Source organism: Enterobacter sp. CC120223-11 (assembly GCF_900215375.1).
GTDB lineage: Bacteria > Pseudomonadota > Gammaproteobacteria > Enterobacterales > Enterobacteriaceae > Scandinavium.
Genome location: NZ_OBEF01000010.1, coordinates 115,680 through 140,936 on the forward strand (window position 1 = coordinate 115,680; position 25,257 = coordinate 140,936).

At 56.6% G+C, this 25,257-nt stretch carries 22 protein-coding genes; 14 read left to right on the forward strand and 8 right to left on the reverse strand.

Translation table 11 applies throughout. The annotated features are described in order from the left end of the window. Nucleotide 1 precedes the first annotated feature (1 nt). The 6 genes from livF to ugpQ all read left to right on the forward strand — a co-directional run bounded on the left by livF (nt 2) and on the right by ugpQ (nt 6,282). Nucleotides 2-715 carry a high-affinity branched-chain amino acid ABC transporter ATP-binding protein LivF gene (gene livF, locus CRO87_RS13340; protein ID WP_097163433.1) on the forward strand — a complete coding sequence of 238 codons (714 nt, stop codon included), beginning with the start codon at nt 2-4 and terminating at the stop codon, nt 713-715. A 454-nt stretch (nt 716-1,169) separates the two neighbouring features. Continuing rightward, the gene (gene ugpB, locus CRO87_RS13350; RefSeq protein WP_097163435.1) at nt 1,170-2,486 is read left to right on the forward strand and encodes a sn-glycerol-3-phosphate ABC transporter substrate-binding protein UgpB; all 1,317 of its coding nucleotides are present in this window, start codon (nt 1,170-1,172) and stop codon (nt 2,484-2,486) included. A 254-nt stretch (nt 2,487-2,740) separates the two neighbouring features. Beyond that, entirely contained in the window at nt 2,741-3,628 is an 888-nt protein-coding gene (gene ugpA, locus CRO87_RS13355) for a sn-glycerol-3-phosphate ABC transporter permease UgpA (RefSeq protein ID WP_097163436.1), read from the forward strand. Then, nucleotides 3,625-4,470 (forward strand): sn-glycerol-3-phosphate ABC transporter permease UgpE, encoded by an 846-nt coding sequence (gene ugpE / locus CRO87_RS13360; protein WP_097163437.1) that lies wholly within the window; start codon nt 3,625-3,627, stop codon nt 4,468-4,470. The genes ugpA and ugpE overlap by 4 nt, the downstream gene beginning before the upstream one ends. Nucleotide 4,471: 1 nt before the next feature. Next, a complete protein-coding gene (locus CRO87_RS13365) occupies nt 4,472-5,545 on the forward strand; it encodes a sn-glycerol-3-phosphate import ATP-binding protein UgpC (RefSeq protein ID WP_097163438.1) in 1,074 nt (357 codons plus the stop codon). Further along, nucleotides 5,542-6,282, forward strand: a complete 741-nt coding sequence (gene ugpQ / locus CRO87_RS13370) for a glycerophosphodiester phosphodiesterase (RefSeq protein ID WP_097163439.1) — start codon at nt 5,542-5,544, stop codon at nt 6,280-6,282. Before CRO87_RS13365 ends, ugpQ begins: the two co-directional genes overlap by 4 nt. Here the strand turns inward: ugpQ and CRO87_RS13375 are convergent. Further along, nucleotides 6,279-6,686 carry a DUF2756 family protein gene (locus CRO87_RS13375; protein WP_097163440.1) on the reverse strand — a complete coding sequence of 136 codons (408 nt, stop codon included), beginning with the start codon at nt 6,684-6,686 and terminating at the stop codon, nt 6,279-6,281. The genes ugpQ and CRO87_RS13375 overlap by 4 nt on opposite strands. Before the next feature lie 123 nt (nt 6,687-6,809). Between CRO87_RS13375 and ggt the strand changes: the two genes are divergently transcribed. Further along, the gene (gene ggt / locus CRO87_RS13380; protein WP_097163441.1) at nt 6,810-8,582 is read left to right on the forward strand and encodes a gamma-glutamyltransferase; all 1,773 of its coding nucleotides are present in this window, start codon (nt 6,810-6,812) and stop codon (nt 8,580-8,582) included. Nucleotides 8,583-8,669: 87 nt separating this feature from the next. On the opposite strand, the gene yhhY is transcribed toward ggt, so the two are convergent. Further along, nucleotides 8,670-9,170, reverse strand: a complete 501-nt coding sequence (gene yhhY, locus CRO87_RS13385) for an N-acetyltransferase (RefSeq protein ID WP_097163442.1) — start codon at nt 9,168-9,170, stop codon at nt 8,670-8,672. Nucleotides 9,171-9,611: 441 nt separating this feature from the next. Between yhhY and CRO87_RS13390 the strand changes: the two genes are divergently transcribed. The 5 genes from CRO87_RS13390 (at nt 9,612) to gntU (ending at nt 14,569) form a co-directional block, all read left to right on the forward strand. Further along, the gene (locus CRO87_RS13390; protein ID WP_097163443.1) at nt 9,612-10,649 is read left to right on the forward strand and encodes an oxidoreductase; all 1,038 of its coding nucleotides are present in this window, start codon (nt 9,612-9,614) and stop codon (nt 10,647-10,649) included. Nucleotides 10,650-10,773: 124 nt separating this feature from the next. After that, nucleotides 10,774-11,469, forward strand: coding sequence for a pirin family protein (locus CRO87_RS13395; RefSeq protein ID WP_097163444.1), 696 nt, complete (start codon nt 10,774-10,776; stop codon nt 11,467-11,469). Nucleotides 11,470-11,572: 103 nt separating this feature from the next. After that, nucleotides 11,573-12,568 (forward strand): gluconate operon transcriptional repressor GntR, encoded by a 996-nt coding sequence (gene gntR / locus CRO87_RS13400; RefSeq protein ID WP_097163445.1) that lies wholly within the window; start codon nt 11,573-11,575, stop codon nt 12,566-12,568. Nucleotides 12,569-12,698: 130 nt separating this feature from the next. Continuing rightward, nucleotides 12,699-13,229, forward strand: a complete 531-nt coding sequence (gene gntK / locus CRO87_RS13405) for a gluconokinase (RefSeq protein ID WP_097163446.1) — start codon at nt 12,699-12,701, stop codon at nt 13,227-13,229. Further along, nucleotides 13,229-14,569 (forward strand): gluconate transporter, encoded by a 1,341-nt coding sequence (gntU, locus tag CRO87_RS13410; RefSeq protein ID WP_097163447.1) that lies wholly within the window; start codon nt 13,229-13,231, stop codon nt 14,567-14,569. The genes gntK and gntU overlap by 1 nt, the downstream gene beginning before the upstream one ends. Nucleotides 14,570-14,646: 77 nt before the next feature. Here gntU and pckA read toward each other — a convergent pair whose 3' ends face one another. The 5 genes from pckA to CRO87_RS13435 all read right to left on the reverse strand — a co-directional run bounded on the left by pckA (nt 14,647) and on the right by CRO87_RS13435 (nt 20,930). Continuing rightward, nucleotides 14,647-16,263 carry a phosphoenolpyruvate carboxykinase (ATP) gene (pckA, locus tag CRO87_RS13415; RefSeq protein WP_097163448.1) on the reverse strand — a complete coding sequence of 539 codons (1,617 nt, stop codon included), beginning with the start codon at nt 16,261-16,263 and terminating at the stop codon, nt 14,647-14,649. A 470-nt stretch (nt 16,264-16,733) separates the two neighbouring features. Beyond that, nucleotides 16,734-17,612, reverse strand: coding sequence for an Hsp33 family molecular chaperone HslO (hslO, locus tag CRO87_RS13420; RefSeq protein WP_097163449.1), 879 nt, complete (start codon nt 17,610-17,612; stop codon nt 16,734-16,736). A 23-nt stretch (nt 17,613-17,635) separates the two neighbouring features. Then, nucleotides 17,636-18,037, reverse strand: a complete 402-nt coding sequence (gene hslR, locus CRO87_RS13425) for a ribosome-associated heat shock protein Hsp15 (protein ID WP_097163450.1) — start codon at nt 18,035-18,037, stop codon at nt 17,636-17,638. 10 nt (nt 18,038-18,047) lie between these two features. Beyond that, nucleotides 18,048-18,716, reverse strand: coding sequence for a GMP/IMP nucleotidase (yrfG, locus tag CRO87_RS13430; protein ID WP_097163451.1), 669 nt, complete (start codon nt 18,714-18,716; stop codon nt 18,048-18,050). Between the two features lie 69 nt (nt 18,717-18,785). Continuing rightward, a complete protein-coding gene (locus tag CRO87_RS13435; RefSeq protein ID WP_097163452.1) occupies nt 18,786-20,930 on the reverse strand; it encodes an intracellular growth attenuator family protein in 2,145 nt (714 codons plus the stop codon). 318 nt (nt 20,931-21,248) lie between these two features. Between CRO87_RS13435 and nudE the strand changes: the two genes are divergently transcribed. Then, nucleotides 21,249-21,809, forward strand: coding sequence for an ADP compounds hydrolase NudE (gene nudE / locus CRO87_RS13440; RefSeq protein ID WP_097163453.1), 561 nt, complete (start codon nt 21,249-21,251; stop codon nt 21,807-21,809). A gap of 54 nt (nt 21,810-21,863) precedes the next feature. On the opposite strand, the gene mrcA is transcribed toward nudE, so the two are convergent. Next, nucleotides 21,864-24,416, reverse strand: coding sequence for a peptidoglycan glycosyltransferase/peptidoglycan DD-transpeptidase MrcA (mrcA, locus tag CRO87_RS13445; RefSeq protein WP_097163454.1), 2,553 nt, complete (start codon nt 24,414-24,416; stop codon nt 21,864-21,866). 118 nt (nt 24,417-24,534) lie between these two features. Between mrcA and pilM the strand changes: the two genes are divergently transcribed. Further along, nucleotides 24,535-25,257 carry a pilus assembly protein PilM gene (gene pilM, locus CRO87_RS13450; protein WP_097163455.1) on the forward strand — a complete coding sequence of 241 codons (723 nt, stop codon included), beginning with the start codon at nt 24,535-24,537 and terminating at the stop codon, nt 25,255-25,257.

Genomic DNA, 25,257 nt, shown 5'->3' on the forward strand with positions numbered 1-25,257 from the left:
AATGGAAAAAGTGATGTTGTCTTTTGACAAGGTAAGCGCCCACTACGGCAAAATTCAGGCGCTGCACGACGTCAGCCTGCATATCAACCAGGGCGAAATCGTCACCCTGATTGGTGCCAACGGCGCGGGCAAAACCACGCTGCTCGGTACGCTGTGCGGCGACCCGCGCGCGACCAGCGGGCGCGTGACCTTCGATGGCAAAGATATTACCGAATGGCAGACCGCAAAAATCATGCGCGAAGCCGTGGCGATTGTGCCGGAAGGGCGTCGCGTATTCTCCCGCATGACCGTGGAAGAGAACCTGGCGATGGGCGGCTTCTTCGCCGACCGCAGCCAGTATCAGGACCGCATCAAGTGGGTTTACGAACTGTTCCCGCGCCTGTGGGAGCGTCGTATTCAGCGTGCGGGCACCATGTCCGGCGGCGAACAGCAGATGCTGGCGATTGGCCGTGCGCTGATGAGCCAGCCGCGCCTGCTGCTGCTGGATGAGCCATCGCTGGGCCTTGCGCCCATCATCATTCAGCAGATTTTCGACACCATCGAACAGCTGCGTAAAGAAGGGATGACCATCTTCCTCGTCGAGCAGAACGCCAACCAGGCGCTGAAGCTCGCCGACCGCGGCTACGTGCTGGAGAACGGCCACGTGGTGCTGGAAGATACCGGCGATGCGCTGCTGGCGAACGAAGCGGTGCGCAGCGCTTATCTGGGCGGCTAGGTAAACTGCAAAACCTTCTCTTCGGAGAAGGTTTTTTATGTTTGCACCCTCTCCCTGTGGGAGAGGGCCGGGGTGAGGGCATCAGGCCACTCCGTCTTTCTTTCCCCTCTCCCTAACCCTCTCCCTAGGGAGAGGGAAATGTTCTGAGCCGCCTTTCTCCTTCTCCCCAGGGAGAGGGCATTGTCCTGGGCCGCCTTTCTCCTTCTCCCCAGGGAGAGGGAATTGTCCTGATCCACCTTTTTTCTCCCTCTCCCCGTGGGAGAGGGTCGGGGAGAGGGCATCACTCCGCACAAAATTTAATTCGCACCTTCATCATTCCATCACCTCCCTGAAGCCTGGCTGTCACCGCTTCGTCATCTTTCGGTTATTTTTCTGTCATTCGCGCATGTCATGTTACCTCGCGAGCATAAAACGCGTGATTTCGCGCATCCGGCACAACAAGAGAGATAACCGAATGACATCGTTACGACACACCGCTTTAGCCGTCACGCTGGGCATGGCATTTGCCAGCCAGGCGATGGCTGTCACCACCATTCCGTTCTGGCATTCCATGGAAGGCGAACTGGGGAAAGAAGTTGATTCTCTGGCGCAGCGTTTTAACGACACGCACCCTGATTACAAAATTGTGCCTGTCTACAAAGGCAACTACGAGCAGAGCCTGGCGGCAGGCATTGCCGCGTTCCGCACCGGCAACGCGCCTGCCATTTTGCAGGTGTATGAAGTGGGCACGGCGACCATGATGGCCTCGAAAGCCATCAAGCCAGTCTATGAAGTTTTCAACGATGCGGGCATCAAGTTTGATGAATCGCAGTTCGTGCCGACCGTTTCCGGTTACTACACCGATTCCAAAACCGGCCACCTGCTGAGCCAGCCGTTTAACAGCTCCACGCCGGTGCTCTACTACAACAAAGACGCCTTCAAAAAGGCCGGTTTAGATCCGGAGCAGCCGCCGAAAACCTGGCAGGATCTGGCGGCATATACCGCGAAGCTGAAAGCAGCAGGGATGAAGTGCGGCTACGCCAGCGGCTGGCAGGGCTGGATCCAACTGGAGAACTTCAGCGCCTGGAACGGCCTGCCGTTCGCCACGAAGAACAACGGCTTTGATGGCACTGACGCCGTGCTGGAATTTAACAAGCCGGAGCAGGTGAAACACATCGCGATGCTTGAAGAACTGAACAAGAAGGGCGATTTCAGCTACTTCGGGCGTAAGGATGAGTCCACCGAGAAGTTCTACAACGGCGACTGCGCCATTACGACAGCCTCTTCCGGATCGCTGGCCGACATTCGTCAGTACGCCAAATTCAACTATGGCGTGGGCATGATGCCATACGACGCTGACGCAAAAGGTGCGCCGCAGAACGCCATCATCGGCGGGGCGAGCCTGTGGGTGATGCAGGGCAAGGACAAAGAATCCTACAAAGGCGTGGCAGAGTTCCTCGACTTCCTGACCCAGCCGGAAATCGCCGCCGAATGGCATCAGAAAACGGGTTATCTGCCGATCACCAAAGCCGCATATGACCTGACCCGTCAGCAGGGCTTCTATGACAAGAACCCGGGGGCTGATATTGCGACTCGTCAGATGCTGAACAAGCCGCCGTTGCCGTTCACCAAAGGCCTGCGTCTGGGCAACATGCCGCAGATCCGCACCATCGTGGACGAAGAGCTGGAGTCAGTGTGGACCGGCAAGAAAACCCCTCAGCAGGCGCTGGATGCCGCCGTCGAGCGTGGGAATCAGCTGCTGCGCCGCTTTGAGAAGTCAACGAAGTCTTAATTCAAAAACCCCTCACCCCGGCCCTCTCCCCAGAGGGGCGAGGGAGAAAACCTTGTCCGGTGCTTACTTTATCCCAATGGGGGAGAACACTCGGTCGGAGCCGTCTTTCTCCCTCTCCGGAGGGAGAGGGAATCTGTCCGGTGCTTTCTTTTTCCCAGTGGGGGAGAACATTTGGTCGGAGCCGTCTTTCTCCCTCTCCCTTTGGGAGAGGGCAGGGGAGAGGGGAATGTGGCACATCTATTTTGAGTAAACCTATGTCATCATCCCGTCCGGTATTTCGTTCGCGCTGGCTGCCTTATCTGCTGGTGGCCCCGCAGCTCGCCATTACCGTTATTTTCTTTATCTGGCCTGCGGGCGAAGCGCTGTGGTACTCGCTGCAAAGCGTCGATCCCTTTGGGCTTTCCAGTGAATTTGTCGGCCTCGATAACTTTATTGCCCTGTTCCACGACAGCTACTACCTCGACGCCTTCTGGACCACCATGAAGTTCAGCGGTCTTGTCACGCTGAGCGGCCTGCTGGTGTCGCTGTTTTTCGCCGCACTGGTCGATTACGTGGTGCGCGGCAGCCGTATTTATCAGACGCTGATGCTGCTGCCTTACGCCGTGGCGCCTGCCATCGCCGCCGTGCTGTGGATTTTCCTTTTTAACCCTGGACGCGGCCTGATCACCCACTGGCTGGAGCTGATGGGCTACAGCTGGAACCACGCGCAGAACAGCGGCCAGGCGATGTTCCTGGTGGTGTTCGCCTCGGTCTGGAAGCAGATCAGCTACAACTTCCTGTTCTTCTTCGCCGCGCTGCAATCCATTCCTCGATCGCTGGTTGAAGCCGCCGCCATTGACGGTGCAGGCCCGGTGCGGCGCTTCTTTTCCATCGCCCTGCCGCTGATTGCCCCGGTGAGCTTCTTCCTGCTGGTGGTGAACCTGGTGTACGCCTTCTTCGACACCTTCCCGGTGATCGACGCGGCGACCGCGGGCGGCCCGGTGCAGGCCACCACCACGCTTATCTACAAAATTTACCGCGAAGGCTTTGCCGGGCTGGATCTGTCGGCGTCTGCCGCGCAGTCCGTCGTGCTGATGGGGCTGGTGATCGTGCTGACGGTGGTTCAGTTCCGCTATGTGGAAAGTAAGGTGCGCTATCAATGATTGAACATCGTCGCGGGCTGACCTGGTTCAGCCACATTATGTTGATTCTCGGCATTGCGGTGATCCTCTTCCCGCTGTACGTCGCGTTTGTGGCGGCGACGCTGGATGACAAAGCCGTCTTCGCCACGCCGATGACGCTGCTGCCCGGCTCGCACCTGCTGGAGAATATGAAAACCATCTGGACGCAGGGTGTGGGAGCCAACAGCGCGCCGTTCTGGCTGATGCTGGTCAACAGCTTTGTCATGGCGCTGACCATTACGGTGGGCAAAATCGCGGTGTCGATGCTCTCGGCCTTCGCCATCGTCTGGTTCCGCTTCCCTCTGCGTAACCTCTTCTTCTGGATGATTTTTATCACCCTGATGCTGCCGGTTGAAGTGCGTATTTTCCCGACGGTGGAGGTGATTGCCAACCTTAAGCTGCTCGACAGCTACACCGGGCTGACGCTGCCGCTGATGGCTTCGGCCACCGCCACCTTCCTGTTCCGCCAGTTCTTTATGACGCTGCCGGATGAGCTGATGGAAGCGGCCCGTATTGACGGCGCTTCGCCGATGCGCTTTTTTCGCGACATCGTGCTGCCGCTGTCAAAAACCAACCTCGCGGCGCTGTTCGTGATCACCTTTATCTACGGCTGGAATCAGTACCTGTGGCCGCTGCTTATCGTCACCGACGTCAATCTCGGCACGGCGGTAGCGGGCATCAAAGGGATGATTGCCACCGGGGAAGGCACCACGGCGTGGAATCAGGTGATGGCGGCGATGCTGCTGACCCTTACCCCGCCCGTTATTATCGTTTTAGCCATGCAGCGCGCGTTTGTCCGCGGCCTGGTCGACAGTGAGAAATAAGATGGCAGGACTGAAATTACAGGCAGTAACCAAGAGCTGGGACAGCGGCAAAACCCAGGTGATCCAGCCGCTGACGCTGGACGTGTCCGACGGTGAGTTTATCGTGATGGTCGGCCCGTCCGGCTGTGGTAAATCGACCTTATTACGGATGGTGGCGGGGCTGGAGCGCGTCTCCGGCGGTGACATCTGGATCGATCGCCAGCGCGTAACTGAACTTGAGCCAAAAGAGCGTGGCATTGCGATGGTGTTTCAGAACTACGCTCTCTATCCGCACATGACCGTGGAAGAGAACATGGCTTGGGGCCTGAAAATTCGCGGCATGGGTAAAGGGCATATCGCAGAGAAGGTGAAAGAAGCGGCGCGTATTCTGGAGCTGGACGGGTTACTCAAACGCCGCCCACGTGAGCTTTCCGGCGGCCAACGCCAGCGCGTGGCGATGGGCCGTGCGATTGTGCGAGACCCGGCAGTGTTCCTGTTCGACGAGCCGCTCTCCAACCTCGATGCCAAGCTGCGCGTACAGATGCGTCTTGAGCTTCAGCAGCTGCATCATCGGCTGAACACAACCTCGCTGTACGTGACCCACGATCAGGTGGAGGCGATGACGCTGGCGCAGCGTGTGATGGTGATGAACAAAGGCATCGCTGAGCAAATCGGCACGCCGGTAGAGGTTTACGAGAAGCCCGCGACGCGCTTTGTGGCGAGTTTTATCGGCAGTCCGGCGATGAACCTGCTCGACGGCCGCGTGAGCGTCACTGGCACCCATTTCGAACTGGACAGCGGCATGGCGCTGCCGCTGAACTGGCTGTATCGCGGATACGCCGGACGCAAAATGACGTTGGGTATCCGCCCGGAGCATATTGCGCTAAGCTCGCAGGCCGAAGGCGGTATCCCGCTGGTGATGGATACGCTGGAAATTTTAGGTGCAGATAACCTCGCGCATGGCCGCTGGGGTGAGCAAAAAATGGTGGTGCGGCTGCCGCATCAGCAGCGCCCACAGGCAGGCACCACGCTGTGGCTGCATTTAGCGGAAAATCATCTGCACCTGTTTGATGGCGAAACAGGACAACGCGTATGAGCAACTGGCCTTACCCCCGCATTGTCGCCCACCGTGGCGGCGGTAAGCGGGCTCCGGAAAATACCCTTGCGGCGATCGACGTGGGCGCGCGCTACGGCCACACCATGATTGAGTTTGACGCCAAGCTGTCAAAAGACGGGCAGATTTTCCTGCTGCACGACGACAACCTCGAGCGCACCAGCAACGGCTGGGGCGTGGCGGGCGATCTTATGTGGCAAGAGCTTCTGCACGTTGATGCCGGAAGTTGGTTCGCCGGTGAGTTCAAAGGCGAACCACTGCCGCTGCTCTCGCAGGTGGCGGGGCGCTGTCGCGAGCACGGCATGATGGCGAATATCGAAATCAAACCGACATCCGGCACCGGCGAGCTTACGGGCAAAGTCGTGGCGCTCGCGGCCCGTGAGCTGTGGGCGGGCATGACCCCACCATTGCTGTCATCCTTTGAAATCGACGCGCTGGAAGCGGCACAGGCTGCCGTGCCAGAGCTGCCGCGGGGGCTGCTGCTCGATGAGTGGCGTGATGACTGGCAGGCATTGACCACGCGACTGGGCTGCGTGTCGATTCACCTGAATCATAAGCTGCTGGATGAGGCGCGGGTGACAATCCTGAAGGCGGCGGGGCTGCATATTCTGGTATATACCGTCAACAGACCCCAGCGTGCGGCAGAGCTGCTGCGCTGGGGCGTGGACTGCATCTGTACCGATGCGATTGACGTTATCGGGCCTGACTTTAGCTTTTAGCGGGAAAGCGGCTGCGGATTGGACGGCGTGCTTAACAGGTCGCCGTTCTGAGTCTGCGGCAGCATATGCTCCTGCGAACCGCCGAGCATTTTGTCGCTATTGCCGCCGCTCAGCATGCCGCCGCCGTTGTTCGGCAGAACCTGCTGGCCCGGCTGCGCATTCAGCACGCGCTGCTGGCTGTTGTTCATCTGCGTTTGCAGATGCTGTTGCTGCATCTGAGTCTGGGTCTGCAACTGCTGGTTCAGCATTCCTTTCTGCTGGATTTGCTGCGACTGCATCTGCGTCTGCATCCGCTGCTGGCTGGGGATCACGTACCCCGGCTGGTTGGGGTTGTTGGTGGTGTTAAACGGCTGTGCTAAAACGGCAAACGGCGTCAGCGCTGCCAGAAAGAGTATCGTTTTCATCTTTTCCTCCTGCCCTTTCGGGGCTTCCTTAAGTTTACCCCCAATTCGCCATTGCGATGATTTTTTAGGAATTCTGAACCAGGCTTAAGCGGGAGCATAAAACCCTTCACCTGGAGAAGAACAATGACAGAAACGCATTTTTGGCGCAGGGCAGCCCTCGCGGCTCTGCTGGCAGGAAGCACGTTCAGCGTGGCGGCAACTCCGCCGCCCGCTTCGGCGCCATCGGTATCGGCACCTGCACCGGCTGTTTCCTACGGCGTTGAGGAAGATGTTTTCCATCCTGTGCGTGCTCAAAAGGGCATGGTGTCATCAGTGGATGCGATGGCGACAAAGGTCGGCGTCGATATTCTGAAAGAGGGCGGTAACGCGGTGGATGCGGCGGTGGCCGTGGGATACGCGCTGGCGGTGACCCATCCGCAGGCAGGGAACCTGGGTGGCGGTGGCTTTATGATGCTGCGTACCAAAGACGGCAAAACAACGGCGATCGACTTCCGTGAAATGGCACCTTCACAGGCCACGCGCGACATGTTCCTCGACGATCAGGGCAATCCGGACAGTAAAAAATCACTCACCTCCCATCTCGCTTCCGGCACACCAGGCACCGTGGCAGGCTTCTCGCTGGCGCTGAAAGAGTACGGCACGATGCCGCTCAACAAAGTGGTGCGTCCGGCGATTAAGCTTGCGAAAGAGGGCTTTACCGTTAACGACGCGCTGGCCGATGACCTGAAAACCTACGGCAGCGAGGTCATTCCGAATCACGAAAACAGTAAGGCTATCTTCTGGAAGGACGGTGAGCCGCTGAAAAAGGGCGACAAGCTGGTGCAGGCCAATTTAGCAAAAAGCCTTGAGTTGATTGCCGAAAACGGTCCGGATGCGTTTTATAAAGGTCCGATTGCCGATCAGATTGCCGAGGAGATGAAGAAGAACGGCGGGCTGATGACCAAAGAAGATTTAGCGAGTTACAAAGCCGTGGAGCGGGAGCCGATCAGCGGTGATTACCGTGGCTATCAGGTTTATTCCATGCCGCCGCCGTCTTCCGGTGGGATCCACATCGTGCAAATCCTCAATATTCTGGAAAATTTCGATATGCAGAAGTACGGCTTTGGCAGCGCCGATGCGATGCAAATCATGGCGGAAGCCGAGAAGCACGCCTATGCCGACCGTTCAGAATACCTCGGTGACCCGGACTTCGTGAAGGTGCCGTGGCAGGCTCTGACCAGTAAAGCCTACGCAAAATCCATCGCGCAGGAGATTGACGTCAATAAGGCGAAGCCGTCGAGCCAGATCCGCCCCGGCAAGCTGGCGCCGTATGAAAGCAATCAGACTACGCACTTCTCGGTGGTGGATAAAGACGGCAACGCGGTGGCGGTGACCTATACGCTCAACACCACTTTCGGCACCGGTATTGTGGCGGGCAACACCGGTATTCTGATGAACAATGAAATGGATGACTTCTCGGCGAAACCGGGCGTGCCGAACGTCTACGGGCTGGTGGGCGGCGATGCCAACGCCGTCGGGCCGAAAAAGCGTCCGCTGTCGTCAATGTCGCCGACCATTGTGGTGAAGGACGGCAAAACCTGGCTGGTGACCGGCAGTCCAGGCGGGAGCCGTATTATCACCACCGTGCTGCAAATGGTGGTGAATACCATAGATTTTGGGATGAACGTCGCCGAAGCGACCAATGCGCCGCGCTTCCACCATCAGTGGCTGCCGGACGAGCTGCGGGTGGAGAAGGGCTTCAGTCCGGACACGCTGAAGCTGCTTGAGGAAAAAGGCCAGAAGGTGGCGGTGAAAGAGGCGATGGGCAGCACCCAAAGCATTATGGTCGGCCCGGACGGTGCGCTGTATGGCGCATCGGACCCACGCACTGTGGATGACTTAACGGCGGGGTATTGATTTTGTTGCCGGGTGGCGGCTGCGCCTTACCCGGCCTACGTTAGTGCAATTGTAGGCCCGGTAAGCGAAGCGCCACCGGGCACTTTCTTAAACCGATTTCATTCGCGCCATATAGTAGGCATCCACGTACTCACCGTTGCGCAGGGCAAATTTTTTCCCGGTGCCTTCTACTTCGAAACCGAATTTGCGGTACAGCGCGATGCCCAGTGGGTTATCGGTAAATACCGTCAATTCAATGCGTTCGACGCGCAGCCAGTTATCGCACAGGTTCACCATCTCGCGCATCAGTGCGCTGCCCACGCCCCGGTTCTGGAACTCAGAGGCGATGCTGATCCCAAAGGTTGCCACGTGGCTGCGGCGCGGATTTTCCATGACGTCCAGCGCCAGATGGCCAACGACACGTTCGTCAATGCACGCAACTAGCTGTTTTCTGCCGGGCTTGCTCTTCACGCGCTCGTGCCACATGTCCATGGAAGGATGAGGAATTTGTAGCGTGGAGTGATAAACGTCGTGATGAATGTGCATCTGCTGCAAAGCTTCGGCATCGGCGGCTGCAACGTGGCGTATCACTATCTCACTTGTACTCATTCCTCATCTCCTGTTGTGGGTTGTCCCTTTAAACATCCCTGAATCACAAAAATTCGTCAACGGCTGATTTTTGCAAAAAAAGAGGTAGACAAGTGCGAATGATAATGATTATTATTGTCATGCGTTCAGGGAGACCCCTTACGGAGAACCTGAAAGCACGACATTGCTCACATTGCTTCCAGTATTATTTTATAGCCAGCCGGGTGCTGGCTTTTTTTTTGTCCTTCTTATTTGACGCTGTAGCTGCGTTGGCTGCACTCACTTACCCCAGTCACTTACTGAAGTAAGCTCCTGGGGATAAGCTCCCTTGCCGCCTTGCTACAACGCCAACTAATTTGGACAAAGGCTAAAGTGGGTTGGAAAACCAGTCTGAGCAAATCTTTAACCTCAACACAAACTTGCGCTATGGTAGGCAGCAGCAACCTTAACAAGGACTGAGCCATGACCCTACACTGCGCATTTATTGGTTTCGGAAAGAGCACCACCCGCTATCACCTCCCTTACGTTCTCAACCGCAAAAACAGCTGGCACGTGGCGCACATCTACCGCCGCAGCGCGAAGCCGGAAGAGCAGCATCCGCAGTATCAGCACATTCATTTCACCAGCTCACTCGATGAAGTCCTGAACGATCCGCAGGTCAAACTGGTGGTGGTTTGTACGCATGCCGACAGCCATTTCGACTATGCGAAACGCGCGCTGGAAGCAGGTAAAAACGTGCTGGTCGAAAAGCCGTTCACGCCGACGCTTGCGGAAGCGAAAGAGCTGTTCGCGTTGGCGAACGCGAAAGGGCTGACGATCACGCCCTATCAGAACCGCCGCTTTGACTCCTGCTTCCTGACCGCCAAAAAAGTGATTGAGAGCGGCAAGCTTGGGCAGTTGGTCGAAATTGAAAGCCATTTCGACATGTATCGCCCGATCGCTGAGACGAAGCCAGGGCTGCCGCAGGATGGCGCATTTTACGGCCTCGGCGTGCATACGATGGATCAGATCATTTCCCTGTTTGGCCGCCCGGACCACGTGGCGTACGACATTCGTAGCCTGCGTAACAAGGCCAACCCGGACGATACCTTCGAGGCACAGCTTTTCTACGGTGATCTGAAAGCCATCGTCAAAACCAGCCATCTGGTGAAAATCGATTATCCGAAATTTATCCTTCACGGCACCAAAGGCTCGTACGTGAAATACGGTATCGACCAGCAGGAAACCAGCCTCAAAGCCAACATCATGCCGGGTGAGCCAGGCTTTGGGGCGGACGACAGCCTCGGCCAGCTGGAGTATATGAACGCTGAAGGCGTGACGGTGCGTGAAGAGGTGAAACCGGAAGTAGGCGACTACGGCCGCGTGTACGACGCCCTGTACGAAACGCTAAAAAACGGCGCGCCGAATTTCGTCAAGGAATCTGAAGCTCTGACCAACCTTGAGATCCTCGAGCGGGGCTTTGAACAGGCTTCTCCCGCCACGATAACCCTCGCAAAATAAGCGAATTAGGCTCCTCTGTACTTGTTCATAAATTTTGAACAGAGGAGTCAATTTTCACCCACTATCATCCCTGCGCATTCGAGTCCACACTGTATCCATCGCAACGAACAAGGACTCAGACATCATGATTTACTTACGCAAAGCAAACGATCGTGGCCATGCAAATCACGGCTGGCTGGACTCCTGGCACACTTTCTCTTTCGCCAACTATTACGACGCGAACTTTATGGGGTTCTCTGCCCTTCGCGTGATTAATGACGACGTGATCGATGCCGGTCAGGGCTTTGGCACCCATCCGCACAAAGACATGGAAATCCTGACCTACGTGCTGGAAGGCGCCGTTGAGCACCAGGACAGCATGGGTAACAAAGAGCAGGTGCCTGCCGGGGAATTTCAGATCATGAGCGCCGGGACGGGGATCCGTCACTCGGAGTACAACCCGAGCAACACGGAGAAGCTGCACCTGTATCAAATCTGGATCATTCCGGAAGATACCGGGATCACCCCACGCTACGAGCAGCGCCGCTTTGATGCCGCGCAGGGCAAACAGTTGGTGCTGTCGCCGGACGCACGTGACGGTTCGCTGAAGGTTTACCAGGATATGGAACTGTATCGCTGGGCGCTGGCAAAAGACGAGCAGTCGGTTCATCAGATTGCCGCCGATCGCAAAGTGTGGATCCAGGTCGTGAAAGGTGAAGTCTCTATCAACGGCACCAAAGCCACTGCCGCAGACGGCCTGGCTATCTGGGATGAGCAGGCGATTTCGGTTCATGCCGACAGCGAAGCGGAAATTCTGCTGTTTGATCTGCCGCCAGTATGATCCTGATTAAATAAAACTGACAACCTTCCTGCGAAAGCGGGAAGGTTCCACCACGTCCATGATAAACTGGTGAAATGATTCCCTCTTTATCACCCTCTGGACGATGAAAAAGAAAAGACCCGTACTTCAGGATGTGGCCGATCGCGTCGGCGTGACCAAAATGACGGTCAGCCGTTTTCTGCGCAACCCGGAACAGGTGTCCGTCGCGCTGCGTGGCAAGATTGCCGTCGCCCTGGATGAACTGGGTTACATTCCCAATCGCGCTCCCGATATTCTTTCCAATTCCACCAGTCGGGCGATAGGCGTGCTGCTGCCTTCCTTAACCAACCAGGTGTTCGCCGAAGTGCTGAAAGGCATTGAGAGCGTGACCGATATCTACGGTTATCAGGCGATGCTTGCCCACTACGGCTATAAGCCAGAAATGGAAGAGGAGCGTCTGGAATCGATGCTTTCCTGGAACATTGATGGCCTGATCCTGTCGGAACGTACCCACACGGCGCGCACCCGCAAGATGATTGAAGTGGCGGGCATTCCGGTCGTCGAACTGATGGACAGCCAGTCGCCGTGCATTGATATCGCCGTCGGCTTCGATAACTTTGAAGCCGCCCGCCAGATGACCGCCACCATTATTTCGCGCGGCCATCGCCATATTGCCTATCTCGGCGCACGTCTGGATGAGCGTACTATCATCAAACAGCAGGGCTATGAGCAGGCGATGCATGATGCGGGCCTGACGCCCTACAGCGTGATGGTGGAGCAATCTTCATCCTACTCTTCCGGCATCGAGTTGATGCGTCAGGCGCGTCGTGAATACCCTCAGCTCGACGGTATTTTCTGTACCAACGATGACCTTGCGGTCGGTGCCGCGTTTGAGTGTCAGCGCCTGGGCCTGAAGATCCCTGATGATATGGCGATTGCCGGTTTCCACGGGCATGACATTGGCCAGGTCATGGAACCGCGTCTCGCCAGCGTGCTGACGCCGCGTGAGCGGATGGGGCGAATTGGTGCCGAGCGCCTGTTGGCCCGTATTCGGGGTGAAATTGTTACACCTAAGATGTTAGATTTAGGTTTCACATTGTCACCAGGCGGATCTATTTAAACCTGCAACTTTGAAGTAGATCACACAACGCAGTTTCTCGTCCGGATGCTTATTGCTTCCCCACTGGTCTGGCAGGACAATGTTACCGATAACAGTTACCCGTAACAAATGACCTTGTGGGAGTATCGCTTTGAGCACGACTAACCATGATCACCATGTCTACGTTCTGATGGGCGTTTCTGGCAGCGGAAAATCCGCCGTCGCCAGTGAAGTGGCGTATCGGCTGCATGCCGCGTTTCTTGATGGCGACTTCCTCCATCCTCGCAGCAACATCGTCAAAATGTCCTCCGGCGAACCGCTGAACGACGACGATCGTAAACCCTGGCTTCAGGCCCTGAACGACGCCGCATTCGCGATGCAGCGCACCAATAAAGTGTCGCTGATTGTCTGTTCTGCCCTGAAGAAAAGCTACCGTGACCTTCTGCGCGAAGGGAATCCCAACCTCTCCTTTATCTACATGAAGGGCGATTTTGACGTGATCGAAAGCCGTCTGAAAGCGCGTAAAGGGCACTTCTTTAAAACTCAGATGTTGGTCACCCAGTTCGAAACATTGCAAGAGCCAGGCGCGGATGAGCCGGACGTACTGGCGGTCAATATCGACCAGCCGCTGGACGGCGTCGTCGCCAGCACCATTGAGTTAATCAACAAAGGCAGTAAGTAGTGAGTACATTAACGCTTGTTTTAACGGCAGTCGGCTCAGTATTGCTGCTGCTGTTTTTAGTCATGAAGGCGCGTATGCACGCCTTCGTGGCTTTGATGGTGGTTTCTATTGGTGCAGGGCTGTTCTCCGGGATGCCGCTCGACAAAATCGCGGCTACCATGGAAAAAGGAATGGGCGGCACGCTCGGCTTCCTGGCGATTGTGGTCGCTTTAGGGGCTATGTTCGGCAAAGTGCTGCATGAAACCGGCGCGGTCGATCAGATTGCCGTGAAGATGCTGAAATCTTTCGGCCACAGCCGGGCGCACTACGCCATTGGCCTGGCAGGCCTGATTTGCGCGCTGCCGCTGTTCTTTGAAGTGGCAATTGTGCTGCTGATTAGCGTCGCATTTTCTATGGCGCGCCACACGGGCACCAACCTGGTGAAGCTGGTTATTCCTCTGTTTGCGGGCGTGGCAGCCGCCGCGGCGTTCCTGCTGCCAGGGCCTGCGCCAATGCTGCTGGCTTCGCAAATGCACGCCGATTTCGGCTGGATGATTCTGATTGGCCTGTGTGCGGCGATCCCGGGCATGATTATCGCCGGGCCGCTGTGGGGCAACTTCATTAGCCGTTACGTTGAGCTGCACATTCCGGACGATATCTCTGAGCCGCATCTGGGCGAGGGCAAAATGCCGTCATTCGGCTTCAGCCTCGCGCTGATCCTGCTGCCGCTGGTGCTGGTTGGCCTGAAAACCATCGCCGCCCGCTTTGTGGCGCCGGGTTCAGAAGCCTATGAGTGGTTTGAATTTATCGGTCACCCGTTCACCGCGATTCTGGTGGCGTGTCTGGTGGCGATTTACGGCCTGGCAATGCGTCAGGGCATGCCGAAAGACCGCGTGATGGAAATCTGCGGCGCGGCGCTGCAGCCTGCGGGGATTATCCTGCTGGTTATCGGTGCGGGCGGTGTGTTCAAACAGGTGCTGGTGGATTCCGGTGTGGGTCCGGCGCTGGGTGAAGCGCTGACCGGCATGGGGCTGCCGATTGCGATTACCTGCTTCGTGCTGGCCGCGGCGGTGCGTATCATCCAGGGTTCTGCAACGGTCGCTTGCCTGACAGCCGTTGGTCTGGTGATGCCGGTTATCGAACAGCTGCACTACAGCGGCGCGCAGATGGCGGCGCTCTCTATCTGTATCGCTGGTGGTTCGATTGTGGTGAGTCACGTAAACGACGCAGGTTTCTGGCTGTTCGGTAAGTTTACTGGCGCCACCGAAGCGCAAACCCTGAAAACCTGGACGCTGATGGAAACCATTCTGGGTACCGTTGGCGCGATTGTCGGGATGATTGCGTTTACGCTGCTGAGCTGATTGAAGATGAATGCGCCCCCCTCCTGACAGAAGGGGCCGCAAAAAGTGAAAAGCCTTCCGAGTGGAAGGCTTTTTTTTTATCGAGGTCCGGCCGCCACCAGCGCTGCACCTGCTGGTGTATCGGTGTACTTCTCGAAGTTCTCAACGAACAGCTTCGCCAGCGCTTGTGCTTTTTCCTGCCACTGTTCCGGAGAGCCGTAGGTGTTACGCGGATCCAGAATATGCGTATCCACGCCCGGCAGAGCGGTCGGGATTTGCAGGTCGAACAGTGGCAGCGTGAAGGTTTCTGCGTTATCCAGCGTGCCGTCGAGGATGGCGTCGATAATCGCGCGCGTATCTTTAATGGAGATACGTTTGCCGGTGCCGTTCCAGCCGGTGTTCACCAGATAAGCCTGCGCACCCGAATCCTGCATGCGCTTCACCAGCACTTCTGCGTACTGCGTTGGGTGCAGAGAGAGGAATGCCGCACCGAAGCAGGCGGAGAAGGTTGGGGTTGGCTCCGTCACGCCGCGCTCGGTACCCGCCAGTTTGGCGGTAAAACCAGACAGGAAGTGATACTGCGTCTGGTTCGCCGTCAGGCGTGAAACCGGCGGCAGTACGCCGAACGCATCCGCCGTCAGGAAAATCACCTTCGTGGCATGACCTGCTTTCGACACTGGCTTCACGATATTGTCGATGTGGTATATCGGGTAGGAAACGCGGGTGTTTTCGGTTTTAGACGCATCGTCGAAATCGATAGTGCCGTCGGACAGCACGCTGACGTTTTCGAGCAGCGCATCGCGGCGAATGGCGTGATAGATATCCGGCTCTGCTTCTTCCGACAGGCGAATGGTCTTCGCATAGCAGCCGCCTTCGAAGTTAAAGACGCCATCGTCGTCCCAACCGTGTTCGTCATCGCCAATCAGGCGGCGTTTCGGATCGGTCGAGAGCGTGGTTTTCCCCGTACCGGAAAGGCCGAAGAACACCGCCACGTCGCCTTTCTCGCCAACGTTCGCCGAACAGTGCATGGAGGCAATGCCCTTCAGCGGCAGCAGGTAGTTCATGATAGAGAACATACCCTTTTTCATTTCGCCGCCGTACCAGGTTCCGCCAATCAGCTGGATGCGTTCGGTCAGATTGAAGGCGACAAAGTTCTCGGAGTTGAGCCCTTGCTCCTGCCAGTTCGGGTTGGTGCATTTCGCGCCGTTCATCACCACAAAGTCAGGCTTGAAGGTGGCCAGCTCCGCGTCGGTCGGGCGAATGAACATGTTTTTGACGAAGTGTGCCTGCCAGGCCACTTCAGTGATGAAGCGCACGCACAGACGGGTGTCGGCATTGGCGCCACAGTAAGCATCGATAATAAACAGGCGCTTACCGGAAAGCTGCTGTGTGACAAGGCCTTTGAGCTGCTGCCAGGTTTCAGGCGAGAGCGGCTTGTTGTCGTTCTTGCCTTTGCCTTTATCAGCCCACCAGACGGTGTCGCGGGTGGTGTCGTCGCGGACAATGTACTTATCCTTCGGCGAACGGCCGGTGAAAATACCGGTGTCGACGGCGACAGCCCCCAGATTTGTCAGTACGCCACGCTCGTATCCTTCCAGACTGGGACTGAGCTCTTCTTCAAAAAGTGTGTCGTAATCGGGGTTGTAAACGATATCCTGGACGTCGTTGATACCATAAGCCTTGAGATCCTGCGGGGTAATACCATTAACACGCATGTCACTGCTCCTTAGCCAATATGTACTGCCAATCATTGTAGGGTTTTTCGTGGGTTTTTGACCGCGACCAGGCTCATAGATTTGCGTATCCGGACTCTCGTCAAACTAACGGAAAACACGGTGACTCCTGTCACGAGGCGAGACAGATTATGGCAGGAAACGTTTTTGATTGGGGGGAAATGTTCTTAAACGGTTAAAAAATGGTTTAATGAACTGATGGAATGTGAATGTAATCGCATTCTTGAAAGAAAGTTACGAAAGAGTTACAGCAAAAATCGATTCACTTCTCAAGGTAAACAGCAAAACGGCAGCTTCAGTTGCCGTTTTTAGTGTTTGCCCCCTCTCCCTGTGGGAGAGGGTCGGGGTGAGGGCATCAGGCCGCACAGCGCCGAAAGCAAAACGGCAACAGGGTTGCCGTTTTTAGTGTTTGCACCCTCTCCCAAAGGGAGAGGGGATTGCACGTAATCGAATCAATGCACCTGCGGATCTGCCGGAGAAGCGTTGTTACGGATCTCGGCGATGTCCATGGCATTAAACACGTAATGGCTGCCGCAGTAGTCGCAGTGCATGTCGATTTCACCGTCGTCTGCCAGGATGCTGTCTACTTCTTCATCCGGCAGGGTTTTCAGCGCACCGGCGCAGCGTTCGCGGGAGCAGGTGCATTTGAACTCGACCGCCTGAGGCTCGTATACCGTCACCTCTTCTTCGTGATAGAGGCGCCACAGCACATCGTTCGCCGGCAGGCTGAACAGCTCTTCGCCTTTGATGGTGTCGGTCAGCGTCGCGAGATGTTCGAAGTCGGCAGCCTGGGCGTCCTGGGCAGGCATCACCTGCAACAGGATCCCACCTGCGGCCATTTTACCTTCATGCTCGCCGGTACGGATCACAAGGCGAGTCGGCAGCTGCTCTGAGCGCAGGAAGTAATCTTCCAGGCAGGCGGCCAGCGTATCGCCTTCAAGCCCCACCACGCCCTGATAGCGCTCGCCTTCTTCCGGCGCAATGGTGATCACCAGATAGCCGTTACCGACCAGCGTTTTCAGATCGGCGTTTTCCGGGATCTCACCCTGAACACGCGCCACACCGCGTAGCTGCTGATGGTTGTTACCATTGATCACCGCCAGAGACATCGGGCCATCGCCCTGCAGCTGCACGGTAATATCACCATCGAACTTCAGCGTGGCAGTCAGCAGACTGGTGGCAACCAGTAGTTCAGCCAGCACGTTTTTGACCGGCTGCGGGTAGCTGTGGTTGGCCAGCACCTGCTCCAGCGTTTCGGAGACGGTGACCAGTTCGCCGCGGACGGCCACGTTTTCAAACAGATAGCGGTGTAATTGATCGTGTTGAATCATCTTTTTCTCTCTTAAGGGAACCGTTACTCACTGTCCCCATGTTTAAATCTCATCAGGTCGCGTCGCTCTTTTTTATCGGGGCGACGGTCCGGGTGCGGCATGGTCAGCGCATTAAGCTTGCGGGCAAGCGCCATCTTTTCCCGCTTTTCGATGCTTTCAGCCGTCTCTTCATAAAGCAAAACAGCTTCCGTGGCCGGACGACGCTGCTCGGTGATACCTCTGATAATAACGGTGCGCTCGTCGTTGCCCTGCCGCAGCGTCAGCGTGGCATTCATCTCCACCACTTTGCTCGGTTTGCTGCGCTGGCCGTTGTAGTGCACCTTGCCGCCTTCCACCATTTCGCGTGCGACCGCACGGGTTTTGTAAAAGCGAGCTGCCCAGAGCCACTTATCCAGTCGGACGGCCTCAGCGGAGTTCTCTTTCATGGTTTCTCCTTCACCGGATCGCAGGGATCAGGCGACGATAATCATTCAGTGCCGGATGTCGCTGGTACTGCTTTTCCGCGACGCTGGAGTCAGGATTCGTTACGCCAAGGCAGTAGCGGATCCCGAACTGCGCGGCGGCGTCGAGAATCGGTTCGCTGTCATCGATAAACAGCGTTTTGTGCGCGTCCAGCGCGGTTTCTTCGGCAACGGCCTGCCATAAACGCTGATCTTCTTTCGGATAACCAAATGTGTGGGTGGAAAGCAATAAATCAAGGTGCGAGGCCAGACCGGTGTGTTCCAGCTTCACCGCCAGGTTATGCGGATGGGCGTTGGTCAGCAGAATGCGCCTTTTGCCGCACGCTTTGAGTGAATCCAGAAACGGCACGGTGTCTTCGCGCAGCACGGCACGTGGGCCCTGTTGGGTCGTCATGGCGCAGATATCCAGCCCCAGGCGTTCGCTCCAGTAATCCAGACAGTACCAGTTTAGCGTATGCTGCACGGCATGATACTCCTGGCTGATGCGCAGGCGAGCTTCCGCGAGGCTCAGGCCATTTTGTGTGCCGTAAGTTTCTGGCACCAGCTGCTGCCAGAAATAGCTGTCGAAGGCGAGATCGAGAAGGGTGCCGTCCATATCCAGCAGGACGGTGTCGATCTCCTGCCAGGCGATATCAAAATGCATGCTGCGTCTCCTGCCGAAAGAATGCGCGTCAGGGTACCACAGCGGCCGCCTCAGCGGGAGCAGGGGCGTTTAGCGGTCTGTGGCATCCTGAGGCAGCAGGTCCTGAGAGGTGAGCAGGCTCGGGTTGAGGCTGCTTTCGTAGTAGGCGTGGATCTCCGCCATACGCATGCGGTGGCGCTGATAGCGGCGAATCGCCTGGAACCCATTCCAGACACAGCACGCCAGCATCGTCAGCATCAGCAAAGTGGTGCTGATATAGCGCCAGAGCCCGGCGCTGTCCGGAATGCGGTGCAGATTAACGTGTTTGGTGCCGTTGGCATCGGTGGTGATGTTGGTGACAATCCCTTCCGCGGTGAACGGCGTATGCATCAACATGCCCGCCAGACGCTGGAACTCGCCCCACTGCTCATGGGCCGGGTAATCGTACAGGCTGACCGACGGCCAGGGCTGCGTGACCAGGTCGCTGCCTTCGTCGCTGGCAATCAGAAAACCGCCCGGCGCCGGGCTGTTTAACGCCTGGGCGGCGCGGGCCGTTTCACGCATCACAAACGGTGCGGTTGATGTTGTCACCAGATTATCCAGTGATTCAGCGCTAACAGGGCGTAACAGGACGTTCACGCCATCCAGCTTGCCGGAGCTGGCTCGCTTCGTGAGCGCTTCCCAGTCCCGGGTATTGCCGAGGTTTACCAGCGCCGTTTTCAGGCGGGAGCAGTCATCCTCAGCGGAGCAGAGATCCTGCGTTTTCAGCACAATATCGGCAAAATCATCCAGCAGCACCATGCCCGATTTTTGAATGGCGGAGCGCAGGGCCGGGCTGACGCGGGAACTGTCGTCCGGGGTTGGGTGAAGCTGGCGGTTCACTGCCTGAATCAGTGCGGTGGCTTTGGTGACAATATCGGATTCCGGCAGCGGCAGCGGTGGTGCCTCGTTCCAGATTATCTGCGAACAATCAAACGGCGTGAACGGCGAGTTATCCTGTGCCGTCCAGGTCCCCTGGGAGCGGATATTACACATGCCGGTGCCGGAGATGTGCAGCGTATCGCCAACCCGAATATTCGCCCGATCGAGCTGGCTGACGGTGGTCGCCTCAATGGTTTGCGCACCCTGCAGCCAGAAAAGCGTAAATTTGAACGGCATACTGAGCGGCACGCTAATCCACAGCATGGCACCTATCAGCAGCGCGCCGATGGCAATGATGGCGCTGCGCAGCCAGTGCTGAAGCGGAAAATGTTTTACTTCGTTATGCAGCGATAAGAATCGGCCCTGACGGACCACGTGGCGATCGAGGTAAATATCAATATCCGTTTGCTGGCCAAGATCCTGAGCAATAAAGGGTTGCCAGTGGCGTGGATAGATAAGATCGATAATGCCGAGCGAAATGTTGTTGATTTGCTCCTGGTCATTCTCGCCAAACAGCCCCCAGCGTTTTGGGGTTCCTCGCAGGCAGTGAATCTCGCGTAACGCGGTTTTGGACGGCGGAGCAAACACGCCCCAAAGACCAAAGCCCAGTAACAAAATAGCGATGCCGGTTATCCACGGAACAAAGACCTCGGGCACCATCAGCGCGCAGAAAAACAGGAAAAATGCGCTTACGATAAGCAGTGCCTCACGCAAACCGTCCGGGCGACTGAGCGCATACTCTTCGCGGGTTTCCTGACGAATATTCAGCAGCTCAATCTGCTCACTCTCTTCGCCGCGAATGGAGGCTTGTGTCGATGAGCGTTGCTCTAGCGCGAAGCCTTTGGCTTCCTGTTTATGGTCGCGCAGGCTGTGGCCGTTCAGGGCGATGACCAGCGGCAGGGAATCGGTGTGGATCAGTTCGACTTCGTTTTCATCATTGATGTACTGCTCCCAGAAGGGCGGCAGGTGGATTTCAACGGAGTCGAGGAAGTAGCGCCATTTGTTCAGATCGTCAGTCGTGATGCCGTAGCGAGTGATTGACTGCGTGAGGGTGTAAACGGTATTGCTCTGGGCGTTCAGCGTGATGGCGCCAGGGGCACCAGAGGTACCGGAAGCGGGCACTTCCAGAATGCGGGTCTGGCCTTCCAGATAATTATCGACAGCCGCTCGTTCATCCAGAGTCAGTTTGCGCGTGGTCGCGCCGCTGAATGCATGCAGGCGAGGAAGTCGGCGCTGCTTGTGCTGTCGATAAAACCACCCTGCAAGCAATGCGCAGGCCAGCATAGCAGCGAAAAAAATCAAAAAGGTGCCCATGCTTTTCCCATCAAACTTATTCTTACAGGTATCGTCGGTTGCTCGTTAACACAGAACGCGAGCCCGTAGTGAGCTATCGGCACACATCACTCAGATCTTGAAAGATTTCTTACGTTCAGATGCAACTTTTGAGCATATCAAAGGTCAATGCAAGCGAATATCAGCAAATTCTCAAATCCATTGCAAGGTCTTGACTTTTTATTCAAATAGTCGTCAATACCGGAAGTTGCGCAAATGTAAATACATGACGCCAGGAATTGCCTAAACTGTGCGGCATGTCGCACAATTACCCTGTTACCACAGCAAACACAGGTCATCATGGATAAACCATTAATAAAACCCATCATCCACAAAGTTGAAACAGTTGCGCGTTCCCGGCTGTTTACCGTGGAGAGTGTGGAGCTGGAATTCAGCAATGGCGAGCGCCGCATCTACGAAAGGATGCGTCCTTCCACGCGTGAAGCGGTGATGATTATCCCGATTGTTGACGATCATCTGATTCTAATCCGCGAATATGCCGTGGGCACGGAGTCGTACGAGCTCGGCTTTTCCAAAGGGCTTATCGACCCGGGTGAAAGCGTCTTTGAAGCTGCCAATCGTGAGCTGAAAGAAGAAGTGGGCTTTGGTGCTCATAATCTGACGTTTCTGCAGAAGCTCAGCATGGCTCCCTCGTACTTCTCCAGCAAAATGAACATTGTGGTGGCAGAGAATCTCTACCCTGAATCGCTGCCCGGAGATGAGCCCGAACCCTTACCGCAGGTGCGGTGGCCGCTGTCGCAGCTGCTGGATCTGTTGGCAGAACCGGACTTCAACGAAGCGCGCAACGTCAGCGCGCTGTTTCTGGTGCGGGAATGGCTGAAAGAGCAGGGCAGGCTGTAGCGTCAGGTGATAAATGCTTCCCGATAAAAAAAGCGCCCGAAGGCGCTTTTTTTATCAGAACAGCTCGTGGGTTTCGCCGTTGTCCATCAGCGTGGTGCCCACTTCATGCACCGCCTGTTGGGTGGGCTGTGTGCCCTCAATAAAGAACTCTTCACGGCTGTTGCCGCCGTTGGCCAACTGTCCGGTACCCCGGTCGATATTGACGGTCACCACGCCCGGCGGCGGTGTCAGCGGCTGTTCAGGCACGCCATCGAGCGCCATCTTCATAAACAAATCCCAGGCAGGCTGTGCACTCTTAGCGCCGCCTTCATAACCGGAGATCTGATCTTTGATCGCTCCGGATGCGCTGGTGCGACCGAGATCGCGACGGTGATCGTCAAAACCAATCCACACTGACGTCACCACGCCCGGGCCGTAACCTGAGAACCAGGCATCTTTCGAGCTGTTGGTGGTGCCGGTTTTACCGCCGATATCATGACGTTTCAGATCGCGTCCTGCACGCCAGCCCGTACCCTGCCAGCCTGGTTCGCCGAAGATGTTGGTGTTCAGCGCGCTTTTAATCAGGAAGGAGAGCGGCGTGCTGATCACGTGCGGGGCGTACTCCTGCCCACCGCTGCGGGCTACCAGCGCCTGGTTGGCCTGTTCAAGGCTTGGCATTGGCACGCTGGAGTTTTGCGGCGTCTGGGAGGTGGCGACGTTTTCAACGTCTTTATTTTCCAGCACGTCAGATTTTGGTGTATCGCCGTAAATCACTGGTATGTCGCATTCAGCGCAGGCAATTTTAGGCTTAGCCTCAAAAATCACGCCGCCCATATCGTTCTCGATTTTACTGATAAAGAACGGATCGATGAGGAAGCCGCCGTTGGCCATTACCGAGTAACCGCGCGCCACCTGGAGCGGCGTGAAGGAGGCCGAGCCCAGCGCCAGCGATTCGGTACGCACGATGTTTTCAGCAGGGAAACCGAAGCGTTGCAGATACTCCGCCGCGTAGTCCACGCCCATTGCGCGCATGGCACGCACCATAACCACGTTTTTCGACTGACCCAGACCCTGACGTAAACGAATCGGGCCTGAATACTCCGGCGGTGAGTTCTTCGGACTCCAGTCGGAGCCTGCGCCGGCATCCCAGCGGGAGATCGGCACGTCGTTCAGAATACTTGCCAGCGTCAGGCCCTTGTCCATCGCGGCGGTGTATAAGAACGGTTTGATGTTGGAGCCGACCTGGCGTAGCGCCTGAGTTGCACGGTTAAATTTGCTTTGGTTGAAGTCAAACCCACCGACCAGGGCAATGATTGCACCGTTTTGCGGGTTGATGGACACCAGGGCGGAGTTGACGTCCGGCACCTGCGCCAGCCACCAGGCGTCGTTCACCTGGCGAACCCAGATTTGCTGGCCGGTCTGGACCACATCGGCCACTTTGCGTGGCGTCGGGCCTTGCTGAGTGTCTGAGCGGTAAGCTCGTGCCCAGCGCATGCCATCCATAGCCATCGAAACTGACGTGCCGTCTGCCAGCATCGCCGTGGCTTCCTGTGGACTGCTCGCCGTCACAACGGCTGGCATCAGCGGCCCGTAGGTCGGCAGGCTTTTCAGCGAGTCAGTGATTTTTTTGCTGTCCCATGGGGTTTCACCCACTTTCCACAGCACGTTGGCCGGGCCGCGATAGCCGTGGCGCATATCATAATCCATCACGTTGGTGCGCAGGGCCGTTTGCGCCGCCAGCTGATCTTTACGGCTGATAGTGGTGTAAACGCGGTAGCCGTCTTCGTAGGCTTTATCACCGTAGCGGGTCACCATCTCCTGGCGCACCATTTCCGTCAGATACGGGGCGGAGAAGGCAATTTCAGGCGCGTGATATTTGGCATCAATCGGCTCGCGGATAGCGTCGTTGTACTGCGCCTGAGTGATGTCGTTTTCACTCAGCATGCGGGAAAGCACTACGTTACGACGCGAGGTCGCCCTGTCCAGGGAATACAACGGGTTGAAGGTTGATGGTGCTTTCGGCAGGCCGGCGATCACCGCCATTTCGCTCAGCGTCAGCTGATCGACCGATTTTCCAAAGTAAACCTGCGCAGCGGCACCCACACCGTAAGCACGGTAGCCGAGGTAAATTTTGTTCAGATAGAGATCGAGAATTTCGTCCTTACTGAGCAGTTGCTCAATACGGATAGCCAGGAAGACCTCTTTGATTTTGCGCGTCAGCGTCTTTTCTGGGCTCAGGAAGAAGTTACGCGCCAGCTGCTGGGTAATGGTGCTCGCGCCCTGCGAGGCATGGCCAGAGAACAGCGCCACGCTCGCGGCACGGAAAATCCCGACAGGATCGATGCCGTGATGCTCGTAAAAGCGGCTGTCTTCCGTGGCGATAAACGCTTTGGTCAGCTCAGGCGGCATCTGGCTCAGGGTGACAGGGATACGGCGTTTTTCACCATATTGCGCAATCAGTTCGCCGTCGGCGCTGTAGATTTGCATTGGGATCTGCAGGCGCACATCCCTGAGCGTGGCCACGTCTGGCAGCTGCGGCTCAATAAATTTGTAGAGGCCATAAATCGAGCCTGCTCCCAGCAGAATGCAACAGACTGCAAGGATGAATAAATACTTTACGAACTTCACCGGAGATTTCCCATTTAGTGGCGATTGGGCAGTTTATAAACAAACGCGCGGTAGTATAAAGGCAAGCCAGAAGCATTGATATAGCTCGAATGGGTTGATGGATAAGGAGATCGTAAGAATGGCTTACAGTCAGTGGCTTTCAGGATTGCATTTCCAGCAGGATAACCTTGTCTGCGTTGCGTTGCAGAAATCACGCTCTGGTTACGCACTTCGGCGCTGGTGGCAGCTGCCGCTCGCACGGGATGCCAGCGAAGAGGAACAGTCGGCGGCACTGCGCCGCATTCAGCGCGAAATGCCACGATTTCATCGGGTTGCGGTGGCGCTCCCTGCGTCAGACACCCTGCAAAAACAGCTGCCGTCACCGCAGATGGCGCTTCGGGAAAGTGAACGGGCGCTTTGGGTGGCTGGCACCGTCGCAAAGCAGCTCGAAATGCCCATCGACACCCTCACGTTTGATTATCAAAGCACAGAAACGAATATTTACAGCGTCACCGCCGCCAGACGAAGGGACGTGGCCGCTTTGCAAAAGCGCCTCCATACGGCGGGCCTGAACGTGGAGGCCATAACCCCCGATGCCAGCGCGCTGCAAAGCTTTTTCACGTGGATGGCCAAAGACGAGCAGGGCCTTTGCTGGCAGGAGCAACATCATTGGCTATGGGCAACGCGAAACGCCTGGGGCAGTGGCGCAGAACCACCGGAAGGGCTGTTGCGCTGTACCACGCAGCCGCATAACGGCCCGAGCTTCAATCCCTGGTTTCCGTTGACTCAGCTCCAGCCTCCTTTACCCGAGCGCGGGGATGACTTTGCCATTGCGCTGGCGCTTGCTTTGGGCGTGCGCTGA